This is a genomic window from Pseudomonas sp. Wu6 (genome assembly GCF_019891515.1).
GTDB lineage: Bacteria > Pseudomonadota > Gammaproteobacteria > Pseudomonadales > Pseudomonadaceae > Aquipseudomonas > Aquipseudomonas orientalis_A.
Window position 1 is genome coordinate 128,474 of record NZ_JAFLXH010000007.1, and the last position, 17,859, is coordinate 146,332.

A 17,859-nucleotide genomic window follows, 5' to 3' on the forward strand; every position below is an offset into this window, starting at 1 on the left:
CGGTAGGCATTCCCACGCGGAGCGTGGGAACGAGAACGAGAAAACCCCATGATCACTCATGGGGTTTTTTATTTGCGCTTCGGATTTTACGCAGGGGCGGACGTGCGGATCAGGTGGTCGAACGCACTCAGGGAAGCCTTGGCGCCCTCGCCCACGGCAATCACGATCTGCTTGTACGGCACAGTCGTCACGTCACCGGCGGCAAATACACCCGGCAATGAGGTCTCGCCACGTGCATCGACGATGATCTCGCCGCGAGGCGTCAGTTCCACAGTGCCTTTGAGCCAGTCGGTGTTGGGCAACAGACCGATTTGCACAAAGATGCCTTCCAGGTCGAGGGTCTTGAACTCGCCGCTGTCGCGATCCTTGTAGGCAAGACCGGTGACTTTCTGACCATCGCCTTTGACTTCACTGGTCAATGCGCTGGTGATTACGTCGACGTTCGGCAGGCTGTACAGCTTGCGCTGCAACACAGCGTCGGCGCGCAGCTTGCTGTCGAACTCCAGCAACGTGACATGGCTGACAATACCGGCCAGGTCGATGGCGGCTTCGACGCCTGAGTTACCGCCACCAATCACGGCTACGCGCTTGCCCTTGAACAGCGGGCCATCGCAATGCGGGCAGAAGCACACGCCCTTGGCCTTGTATTGCTGCTCGCCCGGCACGCCCATTTCACGCCAGCGCGCACCAGTGGCCAGGATCACGGTTTTGGACTTGAGCGTCGCACCGCTTTCGAAGCGGATTTCGTGCAACTCACCGGCGTTTTTCGCCGGCACCAGGCTGCTGGCACGCTGCAGGTTCATGATGTCGACGTCGTACTGACGTACATGGGCTTCCAGGGCACCGGCCAGTTTCGGGCCTTCGGTTTCCTGTACCGAGATAAAGTTCTCGATGGACATGGTGTCCAGTACCTGACCACCAAAACGCTCGGCGGCCACACCCGTACGAATGCCTTTGCGGGCAGCGTAGATCGCAGCCGATGAACCGGCCGGGCCACCGCCGACGACCAATACATCAAAGGCATCCTTGGCGCTGATTTTCTCGGCGGCCTTTTCGATACCGCTGGTGTCGAGCTTGGCGAGGATTTCCTCCAGGCCCATGCGGCCCTGGCCGAAGTTCACACCGTTGAGGTAGACACTGGGCACCGCCATGATCTGGCGCTCATCGACTTCAGCCTGGAACAGCGCGCCGTCGATGGCTACGTGGCGGATGCTGGGGTTGAGCACGGCCATCAGGTTCAGCGCCTGGACCACGTCCGGGCAGTTCTGGCACGACAGCGAAAAGTAAGTCTCGAAGCTGAACTCGCCTTTCAAGGCACGGATCTGTTCAATCACTTCGACACTGGCCTTGGATGGGTGGCCACCGACTTGCAGCAGGGCCAGCACCAGGGACGTGAATTCATGGCCCATGGGGATGCCGGCGAAACGCAGGCTGATCTCGGCACCCGGGCGGTTGATGGAGAACGACGGCTTGCGCGCATCATTGCCATCGCTGTGCAGGGTAATCAGCGTGGAGAGGCTGGCTACGTCCTGCAAAAGAGCGAGCATTTCCTGGGATTTCGCGCCGTCATCGAGGGAGGCGACGATCTCGATCGGCTGGGTAACCCGCTCCAGGTATGACTTCAACTGAGCTTTAAGATTGGCGTCCAACATACGGGCGATTTCCTTTAATTCTGGGTAAAAAAAACGCCCGAGCGAATCTCGCCCGGGCGTTTTTGAGGGCGGTTGCAGCTTACTGGGTAGGTGCGGATACCCGCCCTTGAGACTTCACAGACTTAGATCTTGCCGACCAGGTCCAGGGACGGTGCCAGGGTGGCCTCGCCTTCTTTCCACTTGGCTGGGCACACTTCGCCAGGGTGGGCAGCAACGTACTGGGCTGCCTTGATCTTGCGCAGCAGCTCGGACGCGTCACGACCAACACCGCCGTCGTTCAGTTCAACGATCTTGATCTGGCCTTCCGGGTTGATCACGAACGTACCGCGGTCCGCCAGACCGGCTTCTTCGATCAGCACGTCGAAGTTGCGCGAGATGGTCAGGGTCGGGTCGCCGATCATGGTGTACTGGATCTTGCCGATGGCTGGCGAAGTGTTGTGCCAGGCAGCGTGGGCAAAGTGGGTGTCGGTGGACACGCTGTAGATTTCTACGCCCAGTTTCTGGAATTCGGCGTAGTTGTCAGCCAGGTCTTCCAGCTCGGTTGGGCAAACGAAGGTGAAGTCGGCTGGGTAGAAGAACACCACAGACCACTTGCCTTTCAGGTCAGCGTCGGTCACATCGAGGAAGCTGCCGTTTTTGAACGCGGTGGCTTTGAACGGTTTTACTTGGCTGTTGATGATAGGCATCGTTGACTCTCCGTCAGGGTTTGTAGAAGGGCTTAACAAGTTGATGGGGTGAATCCTACCCACTCTCTGTGACGATGGCTCATTGGCAAACCTGATGCTGACGATTGGGTTTCTCTATCAGATGACTGTATTAATAGAAGAAATCTCATAGCAGCGGCTGGGTCGCCAGCGTCATGCCGAGAAAAGGCGTCGCTTCAACATAGCGCATGGCCGATTTCATGTCGTTCCAGCCGACGTAACTCATCAACGACTTCAGGTCCCAGCCGCTGCGATGAGCCCAGGTCGCGAAGCCGCGTCGCAGGGAATGGCTGGTGTACTGCTCGGCCGGGATGCCCGCGCGCGCAAGCGCCTGGCGCAGCAGTGGAATCACGCTGTTGGGGTGCAGCCCCTCCTCCCCCAGGTTGCCCCAGCGATCGATCCCGCGAAACACCGGGCCGCGCACCAGTGCCGAGGCGCTGAGCCATTCGCTGTAGGCCTGTACCGGGCACAGGCGCAGCAGTGCGGGTGTGTGGTAGGTCTTGCCGAGGTTGTCGCGGTCACTTTTGCTGCGCGGCAAGTACAGGCTGATGCCGGCTCCCGGCACCGCCTGGACATGCTCGACACTCAAGCGACAGAGCTCATCGCTGCGAAAGCCACGCCAGAACCCCAGCAGGATCAGCGCCGTGTCGCGTTTGGCGCGCAGCCACCCAGGCCGGTCCTGCTTGTCACGGGCTTCGCTGGCTTCACGCTCAAGCGACGCCACCACCTGCTCCAGGTGCTTGAGCTGCAACGGCTCGGCCTGCCGCTCCCGCGCAGGGTGCACGGCGCGGATACCCTTGAGTACCTTGCGCACCACCGGCGCCTTGGTCGGATCGGCAAACCCCTGGCTGGTGTGCCACTGCGCCAGTGCTGAGAGCCGCAACTTCAGCGTGTTGACGGCCAGCACGCCCGCGTGCGCAACCAGGTAGCGCGCCACGCTGTCGCTGGTGGCGGGCAGGAAGCCACCCCAACTGACCTCGAAATGCTCAATGGCCGCGCGATAGCTACGGCGCGTGTTGTCACGGGTCGCGGCGTTGAGGTAACGATCAAGATCACTCATGGCAGGGCCTATTCGTACTGCGAACGCCTGGTTCGACGCTAAAAATGCTGATGACACGGGATAATACGCCAATATCCCATCTGTTAAATCATGAATTTAAAGCAGTTTTTAGCTGTGATATAGTATGTAAATACATACCCTGTACCACAGTACGAAATCGACGGAGACCCCATGGCTCGTGGTGGCATAAACAAAGCAGTCGTTCAGACGGCACGCCTGGCGATCCTCGCCCGTGGCGAAAACCCCAGCATCGACGCCGTGCGCATCGAAATGGGCAATACCGGCTCGAAAACCACCATTCACCGCTATCTCAAGGAGCTGGACGAAAGCGAGACCCGCCAGACCATCACCGAAGCCCCCATTGATGATGAGCTTGGCGAATTGGTGGCACGGCTCGCCCAGCGCCTGAAAGAGAAGGCCCAGGAGCCCATCGACCTCGCCCTGGCGCAGTTTGAGCAGCACAAACGCGCCCTGCTCACTCAGCTTGAAACGTTGCAAGGAGCCCATGATCAGCTGCAACAGCAGTTCGATATCCAGGCCGCCGCCCTCGCCGAGGAAAGCGCCGCCCTGCAAACCGCCGGCACCAGCCTGCAGACCGAGCAAACGCGCAACGCCGGGCTCAGCCAGGCGTGCAGCGATTACGAACTGAGGATCAAAGACAAGGACGAGCAGATTCGCTCCCTGGAAGACAAGCACCTGCACGCCCGAGATGCCCTTGAGCATTACCGCAATGCGGTCAAGGAGCAGCGTGAACAGGAGCAGCGCCGTCATGAAGGTCAGTTGCAGCAGGTACAAGCCGAGCTGCGCCAGGCCCAGCAGAGTGCGCTGGTGCGTCAGGACGAAATCACCCAATTGCATCGAGACAACGAACGCTTGTTGATCGAACACCGGGTGACCACGAAGGAGCTGAACGCATTGCAGGAGCAACGGCGCAAAGACCAGGCCTTGCAACTCGAGCTGAACGAGAAGATCAGCCAGGTCGACAGCGAGCGCACACTGCTTCAGGAGCGCCTGCGGGTGGCGCTGCTGGAAAGCCAGTCACGCCAGGCAGCGCTGACTGAGCATCAGCAGGCCAACAAGGCGCTGGAGCTGGACCTTCTCAAGGCCCAGGCCAGTATTGAAGCGTTGCGTCTGGCCGCCGTCGTTGCAACGACGCCAGAGGCAACCGGCGAAACCTGATCAGTCCGCCACAGGCGTGCGCATGGTGACGAACTCTTCCGCCGACGTCGGGTGCACGCCAATGGTCTCGTCGAAATGCTGTTTGGTCGCGCCGGCCTTGAGCGCGATCGCCAGGCCCTGCACGATTTCGCCGGCATCGGGCCCGACCATGTGGCAGCCCAGCACTTTGTCGGTGTCGGCATCGACCACCAGCTTCATCAGGGTCTTTTCCTGACAGTCCGTCAGGGTCAGCTTCATCGGCCGGAAACGGCTCTCGAAGATCTGCACCTTATGGCCGTTCTTCTTCGCCTCCTCTTCCGTAAGGCCCACCGTACCGATATTCGGCAGGCTGAACACAGCCGTCGGAATCATCGCGTAATCCACCGGACGGTACTGCTCGGGCTTGAACAGGCGACGCGCCACCGCCATGCCTTCGGCCAGGGCGACCGGCGTCAATTGGACGCGGCCGATCACATCGCCAATGGCCAGGATCGACGGCTCGCTGGTTTGATACAGCTCGTCCACGCTGACGAAGCCACGCTCATCGAGGGTGACACCGGTATTTTCCAGGCCCAGATTGTCCAGCATCGGGCGCCGGCCGGTGGCGTAGAACACGCAGTCGGCTTCCAGCACCCGACCGTCTTTCAAGGTGGCCTTGAGACTGCCATCGGCTTGCTTGTCGATGCGCTCGATGTCGGCATTGAACTGCAGGTCCAGGCCGCGTTTGGTCAGCTCTTCCTGCAAGTGCTTGCGCACCGAACCATCGAAGCCGCGCAGGAACAGGTCACCGCGATACAGCAACGACGTCTGCGCGCCCAAACCATGGAAAATGCCCGCGAACTCAACGGCGATATAGCCACCGCCTACCACCAGTACGCGCTTTGGCAGCTCTTTGAGAAAGAACGCTTCATTGGAGCCAATGGCATGTTCGCGGCCTGGAATGTCCGGAATCTGCGGCCAGCCGCCCGTGGCGATCAGGACATGCTTGGCGGTGAAGCGCTCGCCATTGATTTCCACCTGGTGCGGATCCACCATTCGCGCATGCCCTTCGTGCAGGGTCACGCCGCTGTTGACCAGCAGGTTGCGATAGATACCGTTGAGACGGTTGATCTCCCTGTCTTTGTTGGCGATCAGGGTCGCCCAGTCAAAGTTCGCCTCACCCAACGACCAGCCGAAACCGCTGGCCTGTTCGAAGTCCTCGGCAAAATGTGCGCCGTACACCAATAGCTTCTTCGGCACGCAGCCGACATTCACACAGGTACCGCCCAGGTAGCGGCTTTCCGCCACGGCCACCTTGGCGCCAAAACCTGCGGCAAAGCGCGCCGCGCGAACACCGCCGGAACCGGCGCCAATTACATACAGGTCAAAATCATAGGCCATTTCATTCTCCTCGGCAGGACACCAGCATACCGACTTACATGGGGCTGAAAAACGAAAAAGCCACCCGAAGGTGGCTTTCAGTTGAAACAGATCGGCAAGCGTGAAATCAGTACGCCTTGCCAGTCTTGTAGAAGTGCTCGTAGCAGAAGTTGGTCGCCTCGATGTAGCCTTCAGCGCCGCCGCAGTCGAAACGCTGGCCCTTGAACTTGTAGGCAATCACGCAACCATCTTTGGCCTGCTTGAGCAGGGCGTCGGTGATCTGGATCTCGCCGCCCTTGCCTGGCTCGGTTTCTTCGATCAGCTTGAAGATGTCCGGGGTCAGGATGTAGCGGCCGATGATCGCCAGGTTCGACGGTGCATCTTCCGGCGCTGGCTTCTCGACCATGTCACGCACGCGGATCAGGCCATCACCAATGTCGTCGCCGGCGATCACGCCGTACTTGTTGGTTTCCGCCGGGTTGACTTCCATTACGGCGACGATGGTGCAGCGGTATTTCTGGTAGAGCTTGACCATCTGGGTCAGCACGCCGTCGCCTTCCAGGTTTACGCACAGGTCATCGGCCAGTACCACGGCAAACGGTTCGTCACCGATCAGCGGGCGACCGGTGAGGATGGCGTGGCCGAGGCCTTTCATCTGGGTCTGACGGGTGTAGGAGAACGAGCACTCGTCGAGCAGCTTGCGAATACCAACCAGGTATTTTTCCTTGTCGGTGCCCTTGATCTGGTTTTCCAACTCATAGCTGATGTCGAAGTGGTCTTCCAGTGCGCGCTTACCGCGGCCGGTCACGATGGAGATTTCATTCAAGCCGGCATCCAGTGCCTCTTCGACGCCGTACTGAATCAGTGGCTTGTTCACCACCGGCAGCATCTCTTTGGGCATGGCTTTGGTCGCTGGCAGGAAGCGAGTGCCGTAACCGGCTGCCGGGAACAAGCATTTCTTGATCATATGAGTCCTTACAAAGGGCTGTGCGTACGGAATTCGGCGCAGTCTAATCAGGCCGCAGTCACCTTACAATGGGTCCTGCTGGCGCCGCGATGTCATCATAGAGAAAAAATGTCGGCGTAAGTTCCGCTGATCTTTCAACCGGCAGGCTGGCCGGCGCTCAAATGTTGATTTTCCAAAGGGCCTGATCCTTTGTAGCACGCTTTTCCAAGCCTGGCACCGGGCTGGAATTACTTGGGCAACGGCGGGGTATTTGCGGCTATCATTGCACCCTTGAATCAGCTTACGAGATTGCTAATTAGATGTCAGAACCCAAAGGCGTAAACGGCTACCTGATCACCCAGCGTGCGGACGGTTGGCACTTGATCAACTTCCATGGCGACAGCGTCGCGGGCGTTTTCGAGACTGAAAGCATGGCGATTGCGGTGGCTGAGGTATTCGTGGATGAAGCCGGTCACGCGTCGAGCAAGCGGCCGAAGGGCAAGTAAGCCACGCGGTCTTGCAGCAAAAGCCCCGCAGAGCGGGGCTTTTTTTGTGTTTGGCTGTACCTAGATGGCAGTTCGCTATAATCTTCCGCCAACGCCCCACGTCCGTGTCAGCGCTCTCCCCCACACCTTCGAAGACGACTCTCTATGAACAAGATGCTGGCTATGAACAAGATCCTGGCACTCACTGCGGTATTGGCGCTGGCCGGTTGCACCACCACCTCCGACACTTACCTGAAAAATGGTGAACAAGGCCTGACCATCGACTGCTCGGGCGAAGCCAATTCATGGGCCAGTTGCTATGAGAAAGCCGACGCCTCCTGCGCGGGCACCGGTTACCGCATCGTCGGCACCGACGGCACTCCGTCACTCAAGGAAAGCGAGCAGACCCTGGGCAAGGATGTAGGCAATTTCAAAGGCCGCAGCGTCGTGGTGGTGTGCAAGTAAGCCTTGGTGTTACAGGTGAACTTCGGCGAATTTGATCCCCAGGCCGCGCAGGGTTTCGATCAAGTCATCGAGGCGCGGGAATGACTCGACCTCATCCTGATCGTCCACCAGGAAGTAACTGCGGCCGTCACTTTTCTTGAAGAAGACAATCCACTCGCCCAGGTCGGCAGGGTTCTGGATGACGTGGGTCGCCGTGATCTGACCTTCGGCATGGCGGGCTTTGACGTGTTCTCGCTTCATAATGGGATATTCCAGGCGGTGCGATGCTGCCCAGATGGGTTTGAGCGGCATTCTTGTAGGCAGTGACCGACAGTTTAACGGATGCTCTGCCGATCGACACGCCATTGGGCCTTCTCATCAGCACGCTCGGCTTTATAGCCTCAATACCGAATAACGCATAAAAAACCCCACCGGGCAGGCGCGAAGAGGCTCGTCCTGTCGGGTGGGGTTCTCATCGGATTCAGTTCGTGGACATACGCCCTGGCTTAACCGGAAATGCAATCCTCCCCGGCTTTTTTCACGTCGCCCGGCCGAATCGGCACGTTGGACATGCTTTCATAGAGCTTGATGCTGCTGCCGCTGGAGCGGTCCTCGATTTCGAAGATCGCTGATGGATCGGACGAAAATTTCTGCGGCACGATCACTTGAATACCTTCCTTATGCGGTTCGATCTGTGGCGGACGACGTGTCGCCTCCAACTTGCGCACGACGCACGCCGCATACTCCTGCGGCTTTTTCCCGGAAATGACCACCAACGTGGGTGGGGTCTGCTTGATATCTGCAACCGAAGCACACCCAGCGATTGCCAAGGCCAGCACCAACACACTCCACTTCATACTAAAACCTCCGATAAAGACCCTACGACAGCGGGTATAGGAAATTTCTCCCGCCAATGTAGGATTTATCTCTAAAAACTCGGTAAATAACTGTTTTAAATTGTCGAAGTCGTCGACGACGGCCCGATAATAAACGCGCTGGGGCTGATAAACTCCATCTTAACCTACGTATCGTTCTGATTTTTCAGAAAAAGCCCTTCTGGAGACACCCCATGAAATTCATCCACCAGCGTGAGCACCTCAACGAGGGAGACATTGTCGTCATCGAATGCTCACAGACCTGTAATATTCGTCTAATGAGCGATGCGAATTTTCGCAGTTTCAAGAACGGTGGCCGGCATACCTACCACGGTGGCGCCTTCGATAAATTCCCGGCGAAAATCACCGCGCCCAGCACCGGTTTCTGGAACATCACCCTGGATGTGGTCACGCGCCGCGCCATCAGCGTTACCCGCAAACCGGCGCTGTCCCACAAGATTCGCATCGTTCGTCGCACCAGCACCAAGCTGAGCTGACCTGAACACCGTAAGGAAAAAAGCTGTGAACACCACCAAATACGTCATCAAGTACAAGCTCAACGGCGAACGTCGCTTCGAATTTGCCCAACTGACCAGCAACAGCGTCGAGGAGGCCCGGCAGGCCCTGGCGAAAATCCACGATGCCAGCGACGAGATTACTGACATCAACGTGAGCAAGGCGCTGTAAGCCATGGCCGGGCCTACCGCTGACCTGTTCGCCGATGAGGCCTTGCAGCAACCGGCAAGGCGCGAACAGATTGGCGAAGAGTCTTACGTCCTGGGAGGTTACGCCCTGCCCTGGATTGAGCGTTTATTACCCGAATTGCGGCGTGTCCTGGCCCAGTCGCCGTTTCGGCAAATGGTCACGCCCGGCGGCTTTACCATGTCGGCCGCGCTGAGCAGTTGTGGCGCGCTGGGCTGGACCACCGACACGCGCGGCTACCGCTACAGCGCCCTCGACCCGCGCAGCCAGCAACCCTGGCCGGCAATGCCCGACGCGCTGCGCGAATTGGCCATCTCGGCGGCAAACGCGGCGGGTTTCAGCGATTTCTCGCCGGATGCCTGCCTGATCAACCGCTACGTACCCGGCGCCAAAATGTCGCTGCATCAGGACAAGAACGAGCAGCGCTATGACGCGCCAGTGGTGTCGGTGTCCCTCGGCCTGCCGGCGATTTTCCTGTTCGGCGGCCATCAGCGCAGTGACAAGACGCAAAAAGTCTCGCTGTTCCACGGTGATGTGGTGGTCTGGGGTGGAGTGGATCGCCTGCGTTTTCATGGCGTGATGCCGATCAAGCAAGGCGAGCACCCGATCATGGGACCGCAACGCATCAACCTGACCTTTCGCACCGCCGGCTGATTTGACCGCAAGCTTCGGAGTGTCGAGCGCCAACTGTCGGGTTAATCTGCCGATCACCACTCAAGAGTGCAGGCCATGAACCACTCACTAGACCCACGCTGGGCCGCCATCGTTGCCCGCGATGCCAAAGCCGATGGACTGTTTGTCTACGCTGTGAAAACCACCGGCGTGTACTGCCGCCCCAGCAGCGCCTCACGTTTGCCGCGCCCGGAAAATGTCGAATTCTTCGACACCCCGGCACTCGCCGAAGCTGCCGGTTATCGTCCCAGCCGCCGCGCCGCCGGCGACCAGACTCAACTGGCCGCCCACCATGCAAAGCTGGTCGCCGACGCGTGTCGCCAGATAGAACAGGCCGAAACACCGCCCAGCCTGGAGGCCCTCGCCCGCCAGGCCGGCTTGAGTTCGTTCCATTTCCATCGCGTGTTCAAAGCCATCACCGGCCTCACCCCCAAGGGCTACGCCGGCGCCCTGCGCTCACGCAAGGTGCGTGATGGGCTCAAAGCGCAGCAGTCGGTCACCGATACGCTGTACGACGCCGGCTTCAATTCCAACAGCCGCTTTTACGCGGCGGCTGACCAGGTGCTGGGCATGAAGCCGCAGGAGTACAAGGCCGGCGGTGCCAACAACCTGATTCGCTTTGCCGTGGGCCAATGCTCACTGGGAGCGATTCTGGTGGCGCAGAGTCAACGCGGCGTGTGTGCGATTTTGCTGGGTGACGATCCGGATACGCTGGTGCGCGACCTGCAGGACCAATTCCCCAACGCCGAACTGGTCGGCGCGGATCGGGATTTCGAACAATTGATCGCCCAGGTCGTGGGCTTTATCGAAGCGCCCGCCCTGGGCCTGGACTTGCCGCTGGATCTACGCGGCACGGCCTTCCAAGAACGAGTGTGGCAGGCGCTGCGGGATATTCCGGTGGGCAGCACGGCCAGCTACGCGCAGATTGCCCAGCGTATCGGCGCGCCCACGGCATTTCGCGCAGTGGCCCAGGCCTGTGGCGCCAACCACTTGGCGGTGGCAATCCCCTGCCACCGCGTGGTGCGCAGCGACGGCGCGCTGTCCGGCTACCGCTGGGGCGTAGAGCGCAAGCGCACGCTGCTGGCGCGGGAAACCTCGGACTGACCCGGCTGCATAAAGCACTGCCCTCGTCCAGTGAATAAAACAGAGTGGCCGGGTGCCAAGGGGCCTGTTAAAACAGCGAAAAGCCTCACTGACGCTGGAGACGCACCCCATGAGCACCTGGCCAGACACGCGCATTCTCGACCTGCTGGGCATCGACGTGCCCATCATCCAGGCCCCCATGGCGGGCGCGACCACCACCGCCATGGTGATTGCCGCCAGCCAGGCCGGCGCACTGGGCTCCATGCCTGCCGCTGCGCTGAGCATCGAGCAACTGCGTGAGGCGTTGACCGCCATCCGCCAGGCCGGCACCCGCCCGGTCAATGTCAACTTCTTCTGCCACCAGGCGCCCGCAGCGAACGAGGAACACGAGCGGCGCTGGAAAGCGCTGCTGGAGCCCTACTACCGCGAGCTGAGCGCCGATTTTGATGCGCCGACCCCGGTCTCCAATCGTGCGCCCTTCAATGAAGCGGCGTGTGAAGTGATCGAAACCTTTCGCCCCGACGTCGTCAGCTTTCACTTTGGCCTGCCGGAAAAAGCCTTGCTGGACCGGGTAAAAGCCACCGGAGCCAAGGTACTTTCATCGGCGACGACGGTCGAGGAAGCGATCTGGCTGGAACAGCACGGCTGTGATGCGATTATCGCAATGGGCCTTGAGGCCGGTGGCCACCGCGGCATGTTCCTCAGTGACGACCTCAACAGCCAGATCGGCTTGATGGCGCTGCTGCCGCAAGTCGTCGACGCCGTCAGCGTGCCGGTGATCGCGGCCGGTGGTATCGCGGATTCGCGCGGAATGCTCGCCGCGTTTGCCTTGGGCGCCTCGGCGGTGCAGATCGGCACGGCGTACCTGTTCACCCCCGAAGCCAGCGTCAGCGCTTCCCACCACCATGCCTTGCGCCATGCCCAGGCCAGCGAAACGGCCCTCACCAACCTGTTCACCGGGCGCCCAGCACGGGGCATTGTCAACCGCGTGATGCGCGAGCTGGGCGCGATCAACCCCGCCGCGCCTGCCTTTCCACGGGCCGGTGGCGCATTGCTGCCGCTGAAGGCCAGGGACGAAGCCGGCTTCAGCAACCTGTGGGCGGGCCAGGCCTTGCGTCTGGGTCACGACCGCTCGACGTATGACCTGACCCGCGACCTGGCCGAGCAGGCATTGGCCAGGCTGCGCTAGGCCTGTCGGCACGTGGCGCAATTTCGTACTGTACCGGCAGCCGGTAACCGCTATATATTCTCGTACATAGCGGCAATCGGCCGTACACCCTCAAGGAGTTGCTTCATGATGATCCGCGCCGCGCGCCTGGCCCCCCTGCTTGCCGTCTTCGCCCTGGGTTCGGCGCAGGCCGATGAAGTGCAAGTGGCCGTCGCCGCCAACTTTACCGCGCCGATCCAGGCGATTGCCGCCGACTTCGAGAAAGACACCGGCCACAAACTGGTCGCGTCCTTCGGCGCCACCGGGCAGTTCTATACCCAGATCAAGAATGGCGCGCCGTTCCAGGTGTTCCTCAGTGCCGACGACACCACCCCGCAAAAACTCGAGGCCGAAGGCGATACCGTCAAGGGCTCGCGCTTCACCTACGCGGTCGGCACCCTGGCCCTGTGGTCGGCGAAAGAAGGCTACGTGGATGCCCAGGGTGAAGTGCTCAAGCACAATGCGTTCAAGCACCTGTCCATCGCCAACCCGAAAGCCGCGCCGTACGGCCTGGCCGCCACTCAGGTGCTGGCCAAGGAAGGCCTGACTGACAAGGTCAGGGACAAAATCGTCGAAGGCCAGAACATCACCCAGGCCTATCAGTTCGTCTCCACCGGCAACGCCGAGTTGGGCTTCGTGGCGCTGTCGCAGATTTACAAGGATGGCAAGTTGTCCAGCGGTTCGGCGTGGATCGTACCGTCGTCCCTGCACGACCCGATCAAACAAGACGCGGTGATCCTCACCAAAGGCAAGGACAGCGCCGCCGCCAAGGCCCTGGTCGATTATTTGAAAGGCCCGAAGGCCGCTGCGGTAATCAAGTCTTACGGTTATGAACTGTAAATGCCGCTCACGAGTGCTGATTTTTCCGCGATCTGGTTGACGGTCAAACTGGCCTCGCTGACCACGGTGATCCTGCTGCTGATCGGTACGCCAATCGCCCTTTGGCTGTCGCGCACCCGTTCCTGGTGGCGCGGGCCCGTCGGTGCAATCGTCGCACTGCCGTTGGTGCTGCCGCCGACGGTCATCGGCTTCTATCTGCTGTTGACCATGGGGCCCAATGGCTACGTCGGCCAGTTCACCCAGTGGCTGGGCCTGGGCACTCTGACTTTCAGCTTCGCCGGGCTGGTGATCGGCTCGGTGATCTACTCCATGCCCTTCGTGGTGCAACCGTTGCAAAACGCGTTCTCGGCCATCGGCACGCGCCCGCTGGAAGTGGCGGCGACCTTGCGTGCGGGCCCGTGGGATACGTTTTTCACGGTGATCCTGCCGTTGGCTCGCCCAGGTTTTATCACCGCGTCGATTCTCGGCTTCGCCCATACCGTCGGCGAGTTCGGCGTGGTGCTGATGATCGGCGGCAATATCCCGGACAAGACCCGGGTGGTCTCGGTGCAGATCTACGACCATGTCGAAGCCATGGAATATGCCCAGGCCCACTGGCTGGCCGGGGCGATGGTGGTGTTCGCGTTCCTTGTATTGCTGGCACTCTACTCCAGCCGTAAAACCAAAATGGGCTGGAGCTGATCGCGATGATTGAGGTACGCCTGCACCTGAAGTACACAGGCTTTGCGCTGGACGTGGAGCTGCAATTGCCGGGCCGTGGCGTCACCGCCCTTTTCGGCCCTTCCGGCTCCGGCAAGACCACCTGCCTGCGCTGTATCGCCGGCCTGGAGCGCGCCGATGACGGCGTTGTGCAGATCAACGACGAGGTCTGGCAAGACAGCCGTAACGGGGTGTTCGTGCCGCCGCACAAACGCGCCCTGGGCTACGTCTTCCAGGAGGCGAGCCTGTTTCCCCATCTGTCGGTGCAGGCCAATCTGGCGTTCGGCCTCAAGCGCATCCCACGTGCGCAGCGGCGCGTGGATATGGCCCAGGCCACTGAGCTGCTGGGTATCGCTCACTTGCTTGCGCGCGACCCGCAGCACCTGTCCGGTGGTGAACGCCAGCGCGTCGGCATCGCCCGCGCCCTGCTCACCAGTCCCCGCTTGCTGCTGATGGATGAACCCCTGGCGGCCCTCGACAGCCAGCGCAAAAACGAAATCCTGCCTTACCTCGAACGCCTGCACGACGAACTGGATATTCCGGTGCTGTACGTCAGCCATGCCCAGGACGAAGTGGCGCGCCTGGCCGACCACCTCGTCCTGCTCGGCGACGGCAAGGCCCTGGCCAGCGGCCCCATCGGCGAAACCCTGGCGCGCCTCGACCTGCCCCTGGCGCGGGGCGACGATGCCGGTGTGGTCGTCACTGGCCGCGTGATTGCCTACGACGAGCACTATCAGTTGCTCACCCTGCAACTGCCCGATTGCCTCTTGCAGATACGCGTAGCCCACACGCCGATGGCTTTGGGCACACAGTTGCGGGTGAAGATTCAGGCACGGGACGTAAGCCTCAGCCACCAGGCGCAAGCGCACAGCAGCATCCTCAACCGCCTGCCGGTGACGGTCATCCAGGACGTCGCAGCGGATAACAACGCCCATGTACTGGTGCGCCTGAATGCCGCCGGCACACCGTTGCTGGCACGCATCACGCGGTTCTCGCGGGACCAGTTGAATGTGCAGCCGGGGCAAGTGCTGTGGGCGCACATCAAGGCGGTGGCGGTGCTCGCCTAAACCATTTGGCACGACCGCAGGACGACGCGGTCAATCAGACATACCGGCCTGATCCGTTGCCAAGGAACCCGCACCATGCCCGACTCTTCGCTGCCTGCCGATCTGCCCCGCGACCTGCACTATGTTGACGACAGCCAACCCGGCATTCGCCGCAAAAAGCTGCGCGGCAAGTTCCAGTATTTCCGCCCCGACGGCGAGCGCATCACCGATGCCGATGAGATCAAGCGCCTGAATGCGCTGGCGGTGCCGCCCGCCTACACCGATGTGTGGATCTGCGCCGACCCGCGTGGTCACCTGCAAGCCACCGGCCGCGACGCCCGTGGTCGCAAGCAGTACCGCTACCATGCGCGCTGGCGCGAGGTGCGTGACAGCGACAAGTACGCACGTCTGCAGGCGTTCGGCGCGGCCCTGCCCAAGTTGCGCAAACAATTGGAAGCACAGATCGCCCAGCCCGGATTCACCCGCGACAAGGTGCTGGCCACGGTGGTGATGTTGCTTGATGCCACGCTGATCCGCGTCGGCAATACCCAGTACGCCCGCGACAACAAATCCTACGGTTTGACCACCCTGCGCAACCGTCACGTGGACATCAAGGGCAGCGAGATAAAATTCCAGTTTCGCGGCAAGAGCGGCGTGGAGCATCAGATCAGCGTCAAGGACCGACGCCTGGCCAGTGTGGTCAAGCGGTGCATGGAACTGCCCGGGCAGAACCTGTTCCAGTACCTGGACGAAAACGGCGAGCGCCATACCGTCAGCTCCCAGGACGTCAACGCGTACCTGCACAGCCTGACCGGCGAGGATTTCACCGCCAAGGACTACCGCACCTGGGCCGGCACGGCCATGGCGCTGGCGGTGTTGCGCGAATTGGCGTGGCAACCGGAGTCCGACGCCAAGCGCCATGTGGTGGCGATGGTCAAGGACGTCGCACGGCAACTGGGCAATACGCCGGCGGTGTGTCGCAAGTGCTATATCCACCCGGCGGTGCTCGAGCATTTCAGCCTGGGTGAGCTGTCCAAGCTGCCCAAGCCAAGGGTGCGCAAGGGCCTCAAGGCCGAAGAAGTCGCCCTGGCGATGTTCCTTGAGCAACTGGTCGCAGACTTGCCCAAGCCCGCCAAGGTGGGTTAGCCTCCAAAGCCCCTATGACTCCCGGGATGATTGCCGACGTGAACAACTAAGCCTTCCAAAAATGCATCTGCAACGAGCCGCCTGGCGCGCTTGTTGGCCTGTTCGACATTTTCCTGGAGGTGCTGATGACTCACGTCAACCGGCTGCCCGCATTGATTTCCCTGCAACACCTGTGTTTCCAGTTCGCCAATGGCGAAACCGTGCTGGAAGACCTCAATCTGTCCATAGACCGGGCCCCCACCGGAATCGTCGGTCGCAACGGGCGCGGCAAAAGTATCCTGGCGCAATTGATGGCCGGCATCCTGCAGCCCACCTCCGGTACGTTGAAAGCCCCGGCCCATGTGGTGTATGTGCCCCAGAACGTGGTGGTGCGACCCGGTGCGAGCGTCGCGGACCTCACCGGTACCGCCCAGTGCCTGGCCGCCCTTGAACGCATGAATCAGGGCGTGGCCCTGGCCGGCGACTTGGCGCTGATCGATGAGCGCTGGGACCTGGCCGAACGCCTGCGTAGCGCCCTTGATACGGCGGGGTTGCCATCGCTCAGCGCCGCGTCTCAGGTCGATCAACTCAGCGGTGGACAACTGGCCAGGGTGGCGCTGATCGGTGCTTTGCTCGCGGCGCCGCCGTTGCTGATCCTCGATGAGCCCAGCAACCACCTCGACAGTGGCGGGCGGGCCTGGCTGCTGCGGCAATTGGCCGCCTGGCGCGGTGGTCTGGTGGTGGTCAGCCATGATCGGCAGTTGCTCAACACCATGGGCCGGATCATCGAACTGTCCCCGCTCGGTGTGCAGGCTTACGGCGGCAACTACGCCGCCTATCTTGAGCAACGCGACGCGCAACAGCAGGCGGCTACCGCAGCGTGGGAATACGCCCGCGAGCAGCGCAGCCGCGAACGTCAACGCTTGCAAAAGGCCCATGACAGCCTGCAGCGCCATGCGGCGCGCTCACGCAAACAGGCAGAGACCGCCAACGTCGACCGCTTTACCAGGGCACGCTGGAAGAGCGCGGCCACGCAAATCGTCAGCGCACGGGGCAGCGCCCATCGCGATCACAAAGACACCCTCGACGCGCAGGTGCGCCAGGCCTACGCACGTGTGGTGGACGAGACGCCGACCCTGCTCGCCCTGCCCGGTTCGGCGCTGGCCAACGGTCGCCAGGTGGTCAGCCTGCACCAGGCGCAGTTGCCCTGGCTGGACCCGCGTGCACCTTCGACCTACCTGAGCCTGGACCTGACCGGACCGGTGCGCGTGGCAGTGCGTGGGCCGAACGGTTGCGGCAAATCCAGCTTGCTCAAGCTGCTTGCCGGGCAATGGCACGCCGTCAGTGGCACCTGCGCGGTCACGGTGCCCTGCGCTTATATCGACCAGCACCTGACGCTGCTGGACGACCAGCGCAGTATCGTCGAACAGCTCAACCTGCTCGAAACACCACTGATGGAAGCTGAACTGCGCACACGCCTGGCCTTGCTGCAGCTGGATGCCCGGCGCGTGACCCAACCCGCCGGGCAACTCAGCGGTGGCGAGCGGTTGAAGGCGGCGATGGCGATCGCTTTATGGCGCGGGGCACCGGCGCAACTGTTGCTGTTGGACGAACCGACCAATCACTTGGACCTGGAGACGGTGGTGGCCTTTGAACAGGCCTTGCAGGGATTTACTGGCGCGCTGATGGCGGTGTCCCACGACGAGGCGTTCCTGCAGGCGATCCAACCCAGCCATTACTTGAGCTGGTACAGCACCGGGTGGCGCCTGGAGCCTGTGTGATCTGATTGCACGCCGTGGCAA

General features: G+C 61.2%; 20 protein-coding genes. 13 read left to right on the top strand and 7 right to left on the bottom strand.

From position 1 onward, the window contains the following. Positions 1-86: 86 nt before the first annotated feature. From ahpF to J1G34_RS07060, 3 genes are all read right to left on the bottom strand, one after another. Entirely contained in the window at positions 87-1,652 is a 1,566-nt protein-coding gene (ahpF, locus tag J1G34_RS07050) for an alkyl hydroperoxide reductase subunit F (RefSeq protein WP_065936666.1), read from the bottom strand. Between the two features lie 122 nt (positions 1,653-1,774). Further along, complete coding sequence (gene ahpC, locus J1G34_RS07055) at positions 1,775-2,338, bottom strand: alkyl hydroperoxide reductase subunit C (RefSeq protein ID WP_005788226.1); 564 nt, start codon at positions 2,336-2,338, stop codon at positions 1,775-1,777. A gap of 145 nt (positions 2,339-2,483) precedes the next feature. Continuing rightward, the gene (locus J1G34_RS07060) at positions 2,484-3,416 is read right to left on the bottom strand and encodes a site-specific integrase (protein WP_065936667.1); all 933 of its coding nucleotides are present in this window, start codon (positions 3,414-3,416) and stop codon (positions 2,484-2,486) included. A gap of 171 nt (positions 3,417-3,587) precedes the next feature. Here J1G34_RS07060 and J1G34_RS07065 point away from each other — a divergent pair, with 171 nt between their 5' ends. After that, positions 3,588-4,595 (top strand): DNA-binding protein, encoded by a 1,008-nt coding sequence (locus tag J1G34_RS07065; RefSeq protein ID WP_130138283.1) that lies wholly within the window; start codon positions 3,588-3,590, stop codon positions 4,593-4,595. Here J1G34_RS07065 and gorA read toward each other — a convergent pair whose 3' ends face one another. Continuing rightward, positions 4,596-5,954 (bottom strand): glutathione-disulfide reductase, encoded by a 1,359-nt coding sequence (gorA, locus tag J1G34_RS07070; RefSeq protein ID WP_222993661.1) that lies wholly within the window; start codon positions 5,952-5,954, stop codon positions 4,596-4,598. 106 nt (positions 5,955-6,060) lie between these two features. Next, positions 6,061-6,900, bottom strand: coding sequence for a UTP--glucose-1-phosphate uridylyltransferase GalU (galU, locus tag J1G34_RS07075; protein ID WP_003230743.1), 840 nt, complete (start codon positions 6,898-6,900; stop codon positions 6,061-6,063). A 299-nt stretch (positions 6,901-7,199) separates the two neighbouring features. Between galU and J1G34_RS07080 the strand changes: the two genes are divergently transcribed. Together J1G34_RS07080 and J1G34_RS07085 are read left to right on the top strand one after the other, a co-directional pair. Continuing rightward, positions 7,200-7,385, top strand: coding sequence for a hypothetical protein (locus tag J1G34_RS07080; RefSeq protein ID WP_003173828.1), 186 nt, complete (start codon positions 7,200-7,202; stop codon positions 7,383-7,385). A 162-nt stretch (positions 7,386-7,547) separates the two neighbouring features. Continuing rightward, on the top strand, positions 7,548-7,829 hold the full coding sequence (locus tag J1G34_RS07085) for a hypothetical protein (protein ID WP_065885694.1): 282 nt from the start codon (positions 7,548-7,550) through the stop codon (positions 7,827-7,829). Between the two features lie 9 nt (positions 7,830-7,838). On the opposite strand, the gene J1G34_RS07090 is transcribed toward J1G34_RS07085, so the two are convergent. Continuing rightward, positions 7,839-8,069: a hypothetical protein gene (locus J1G34_RS07090; protein ID WP_065885677.1), complete on the bottom strand. Its 231-nt coding sequence runs from the start codon at positions 8,067-8,069 to the stop codon at positions 7,839-7,841. Positions 8,070-8,314: 245 nt separating this feature from the next. After that, positions 8,315-8,665: a hypothetical protein gene (locus tag J1G34_RS07095; protein ID WP_065885676.1), complete on the bottom strand. Its 351-nt coding sequence runs from the start codon at positions 8,663-8,665 to the stop codon at positions 8,315-8,317. A 212-nt stretch (positions 8,666-8,877) separates the two neighbouring features. On the opposite strand from J1G34_RS07095, the gene J1G34_RS07100 reads away from it, so the two are divergent. The 10 genes from J1G34_RS07100 to J1G34_RS07145 all read left to right on the top strand — a co-directional run bounded on the left by J1G34_RS07100 (position 8,878) and on the right by J1G34_RS07145 (position 17,838). After that, positions 8,878-9,180, top strand: coding sequence for a DUF1883 domain-containing protein (locus tag J1G34_RS07100; protein WP_003173824.1), 303 nt, complete (start codon positions 8,878-8,880; stop codon positions 9,178-9,180). Positions 9,181-9,205: 25 nt separating this feature from the next. Then, complete coding sequence (locus J1G34_RS07105; RefSeq protein WP_163001619.1) at positions 9,206-9,370, top strand: hypothetical protein; 165 nt, start codon at positions 9,206-9,208, stop codon at positions 9,368-9,370. Positions 9,371-9,373: 3 nt separating this feature from the next. Further along, positions 9,374-10,039: a DNA oxidative demethylase AlkB gene (gene alkB / locus J1G34_RS07110; RefSeq protein ID WP_065892178.1), complete on the top strand. Its 666-nt coding sequence runs from the start codon at positions 9,374-9,376 to the stop codon at positions 10,037-10,039. A 75-nt stretch (positions 10,040-10,114) separates the two neighbouring features. Further along, positions 10,115-11,161 carry a bifunctional DNA-binding transcriptional regulator/O6-methylguanine-DNA methyltransferase Ada gene (gene ada / locus J1G34_RS07115; RefSeq protein WP_222993663.1) on the top strand — a complete coding sequence of 349 codons (1,047 nt, stop codon included), beginning with the start codon at positions 10,115-10,117 and terminating at the stop codon, positions 11,159-11,161. 109 nt (positions 11,162-11,270) lie between these two features. Further along, positions 11,271-12,329, top strand: a complete 1,059-nt coding sequence (locus J1G34_RS07120) for an NAD(P)H-dependent flavin oxidoreductase (RefSeq protein WP_065892176.1) — start codon at positions 11,271-11,273, stop codon at positions 12,327-12,329. 105 nt (positions 12,330-12,434) lie between these two features. Beyond that, the gene (gene modA / locus J1G34_RS07125) at positions 12,435-13,187 is read left to right on the top strand and encodes a molybdate ABC transporter substrate-binding protein (RefSeq protein WP_065892174.1); all 753 of its coding nucleotides are present in this window, start codon (positions 12,435-12,437) and stop codon (positions 13,185-13,187) included. Then, positions 13,188-13,868: a molybdate ABC transporter permease subunit gene (gene modB, locus J1G34_RS07130; RefSeq protein WP_222993665.1), complete on the top strand. Its 681-nt coding sequence runs from the start codon at positions 13,188-13,190 to the stop codon at positions 13,866-13,868. A 5-nt stretch (positions 13,869-13,873) separates the two neighbouring features. Then, positions 13,874-14,953: a molybdenum ABC transporter ATP-binding protein gene (gene modC / locus J1G34_RS07135; protein ID WP_065936672.1), complete on the top strand. Its 1,080-nt coding sequence runs from the start codon at positions 13,874-13,876 to the stop codon at positions 14,951-14,953. 75 nt (positions 14,954-15,028) lie between these two features. Then, complete coding sequence (locus J1G34_RS07140; RefSeq protein WP_065936673.1) at positions 15,029-16,078, top strand: DNA topoisomerase IB; 1,050 nt, start codon at positions 15,029-15,031, stop codon at positions 16,076-16,078. Between the two features lie 125 nt (positions 16,079-16,203). Beyond that, complete coding sequence (locus tag J1G34_RS07145; RefSeq protein WP_222993667.1) at positions 16,204-17,838, top strand: ATP-binding cassette domain-containing protein; 1,635 nt, start codon at positions 16,204-16,206, stop codon at positions 17,836-17,838. The last annotated feature ends 21 nt before the right edge of the window (positions 17,839-17,859 follow it).

What these genes read in the sequence shown, in the direction of transcription:
- J1G34_RS07120 (WP_065892176.1), top strand. Translation starts at nt 11,271, where the DNA reads ATGAGCACCTGGCCAGACACGCGCATTCTCGACCTGCTGGGCATCGAC.
- J1G34_RS07090 (WP_065885677.1), bottom strand. Translation starts at nt 8,069, where the DNA reads ATGAAGCGAGAACACGTCAAAGCCCGCCATGCCGAAGGTCAGATCACG.
- J1G34_RS07085 (WP_065885694.1), top strand. Translation starts at nt 7,548, where the DNA reads ATGAACAAGATCCTGGCACTCACTGCGGTATTGGCGCTGGCCGGTTGC.
- J1G34_RS07100 (WP_003173824.1), top strand. Translation starts at nt 8,878, where the DNA reads ATGAAATTCATCCACCAGCGTGAGCACCTCAACGAGGGAGACATTGTC.
- J1G34_RS07065 (WP_130138283.1), top strand. Translation starts at nt 3,588, where the DNA reads ATGGCTCGTGGTGGCATAAACAAAGCAGTCGTTCAGACGGCACGCCTG.
- J1G34_RS07145 (WP_222993667.1), top strand. Translation starts at nt 16,204, where the DNA reads ATGACTCACGTCAACCGGCTGCCCGCATTGATTTCCCTGCAACACCTG.
- ahpC (WP_005788226.1), bottom strand. Translation starts at nt 2,338, where the DNA reads ATGCCTATCATCAACAGCCAAGTAAAACCGTTCAAAGCCACCGCGTTC.
- ahpF (WP_065936666.1), bottom strand. Translation starts at nt 1,652, where the DNA reads ATGTTGGACGCCAATCTTAAAGCTCAGTTGAAGTCATACCTGGAGCGG.
- modC (WP_065936672.1), top strand. Translation starts at nt 13,874, where the DNA reads ATGATTGAGGTACGCCTGCACCTGAAGTACACAGGCTTTGCGCTGGAC.
- alkB (WP_065892178.1), top strand. Translation starts at nt 9,374, where the DNA reads ATGGCCGGGCCTACCGCTGACCTGTTCGCCGATGAGGCCTTGCAGCAA.
- galU (WP_003230743.1), bottom strand. Translation starts at nt 6,900, where the DNA reads ATGATCAAGAAATGCTTGTTCCCGGCAGCCGGTTACGGCACTCGCTTC.
- J1G34_RS07140 (WP_065936673.1), top strand. Translation starts at nt 15,029, where the DNA reads ATGCCCGACTCTTCGCTGCCTGCCGATCTGCCCCGCGACCTGCACTAT.
- modA (WP_065892174.1), top strand. Translation starts at nt 12,435, where the DNA reads ATGATGATCCGCGCCGCGCGCCTGGCCCCCCTGCTTGCCGTCTTCGCC.
- modB (WP_222993665.1), top strand. Translation starts at nt 13,188, where the DNA reads ATGCCGCTCACGAGTGCTGATTTTTCCGCGATCTGGTTGACGGTCAAA.
- gorA (WP_222993661.1), bottom strand. Translation starts at nt 5,954, where the DNA reads ATGGCCTATGATTTTGACCTGTATGTAATTGGCGCCGGTTCCGGCGGT.
- J1G34_RS07095 (WP_065885676.1), bottom strand. Translation starts at nt 8,665, where the DNA reads ATGAAGTGGAGTGTGTTGGTGCTGGCCTTGGCAATCGCTGGGTGTGCT.
- J1G34_RS07060 (WP_065936667.1), bottom strand. Translation starts at nt 3,416, where the DNA reads ATGAGTGATCTTGATCGTTACCTCAACGCCGCGACCCGTGACAACACG.
- J1G34_RS07080 (WP_003173828.1), top strand. Translation starts at nt 7,200, where the DNA reads ATGTCAGAACCCAAAGGCGTAAACGGCTACCTGATCACCCAGCGTGCG.
- ada (WP_222993663.1), top strand. Translation starts at nt 10,115, where the DNA reads ATGAACCACTCACTAGACCCACGCTGGGCCGCCATCGTTGCCCGCGAT.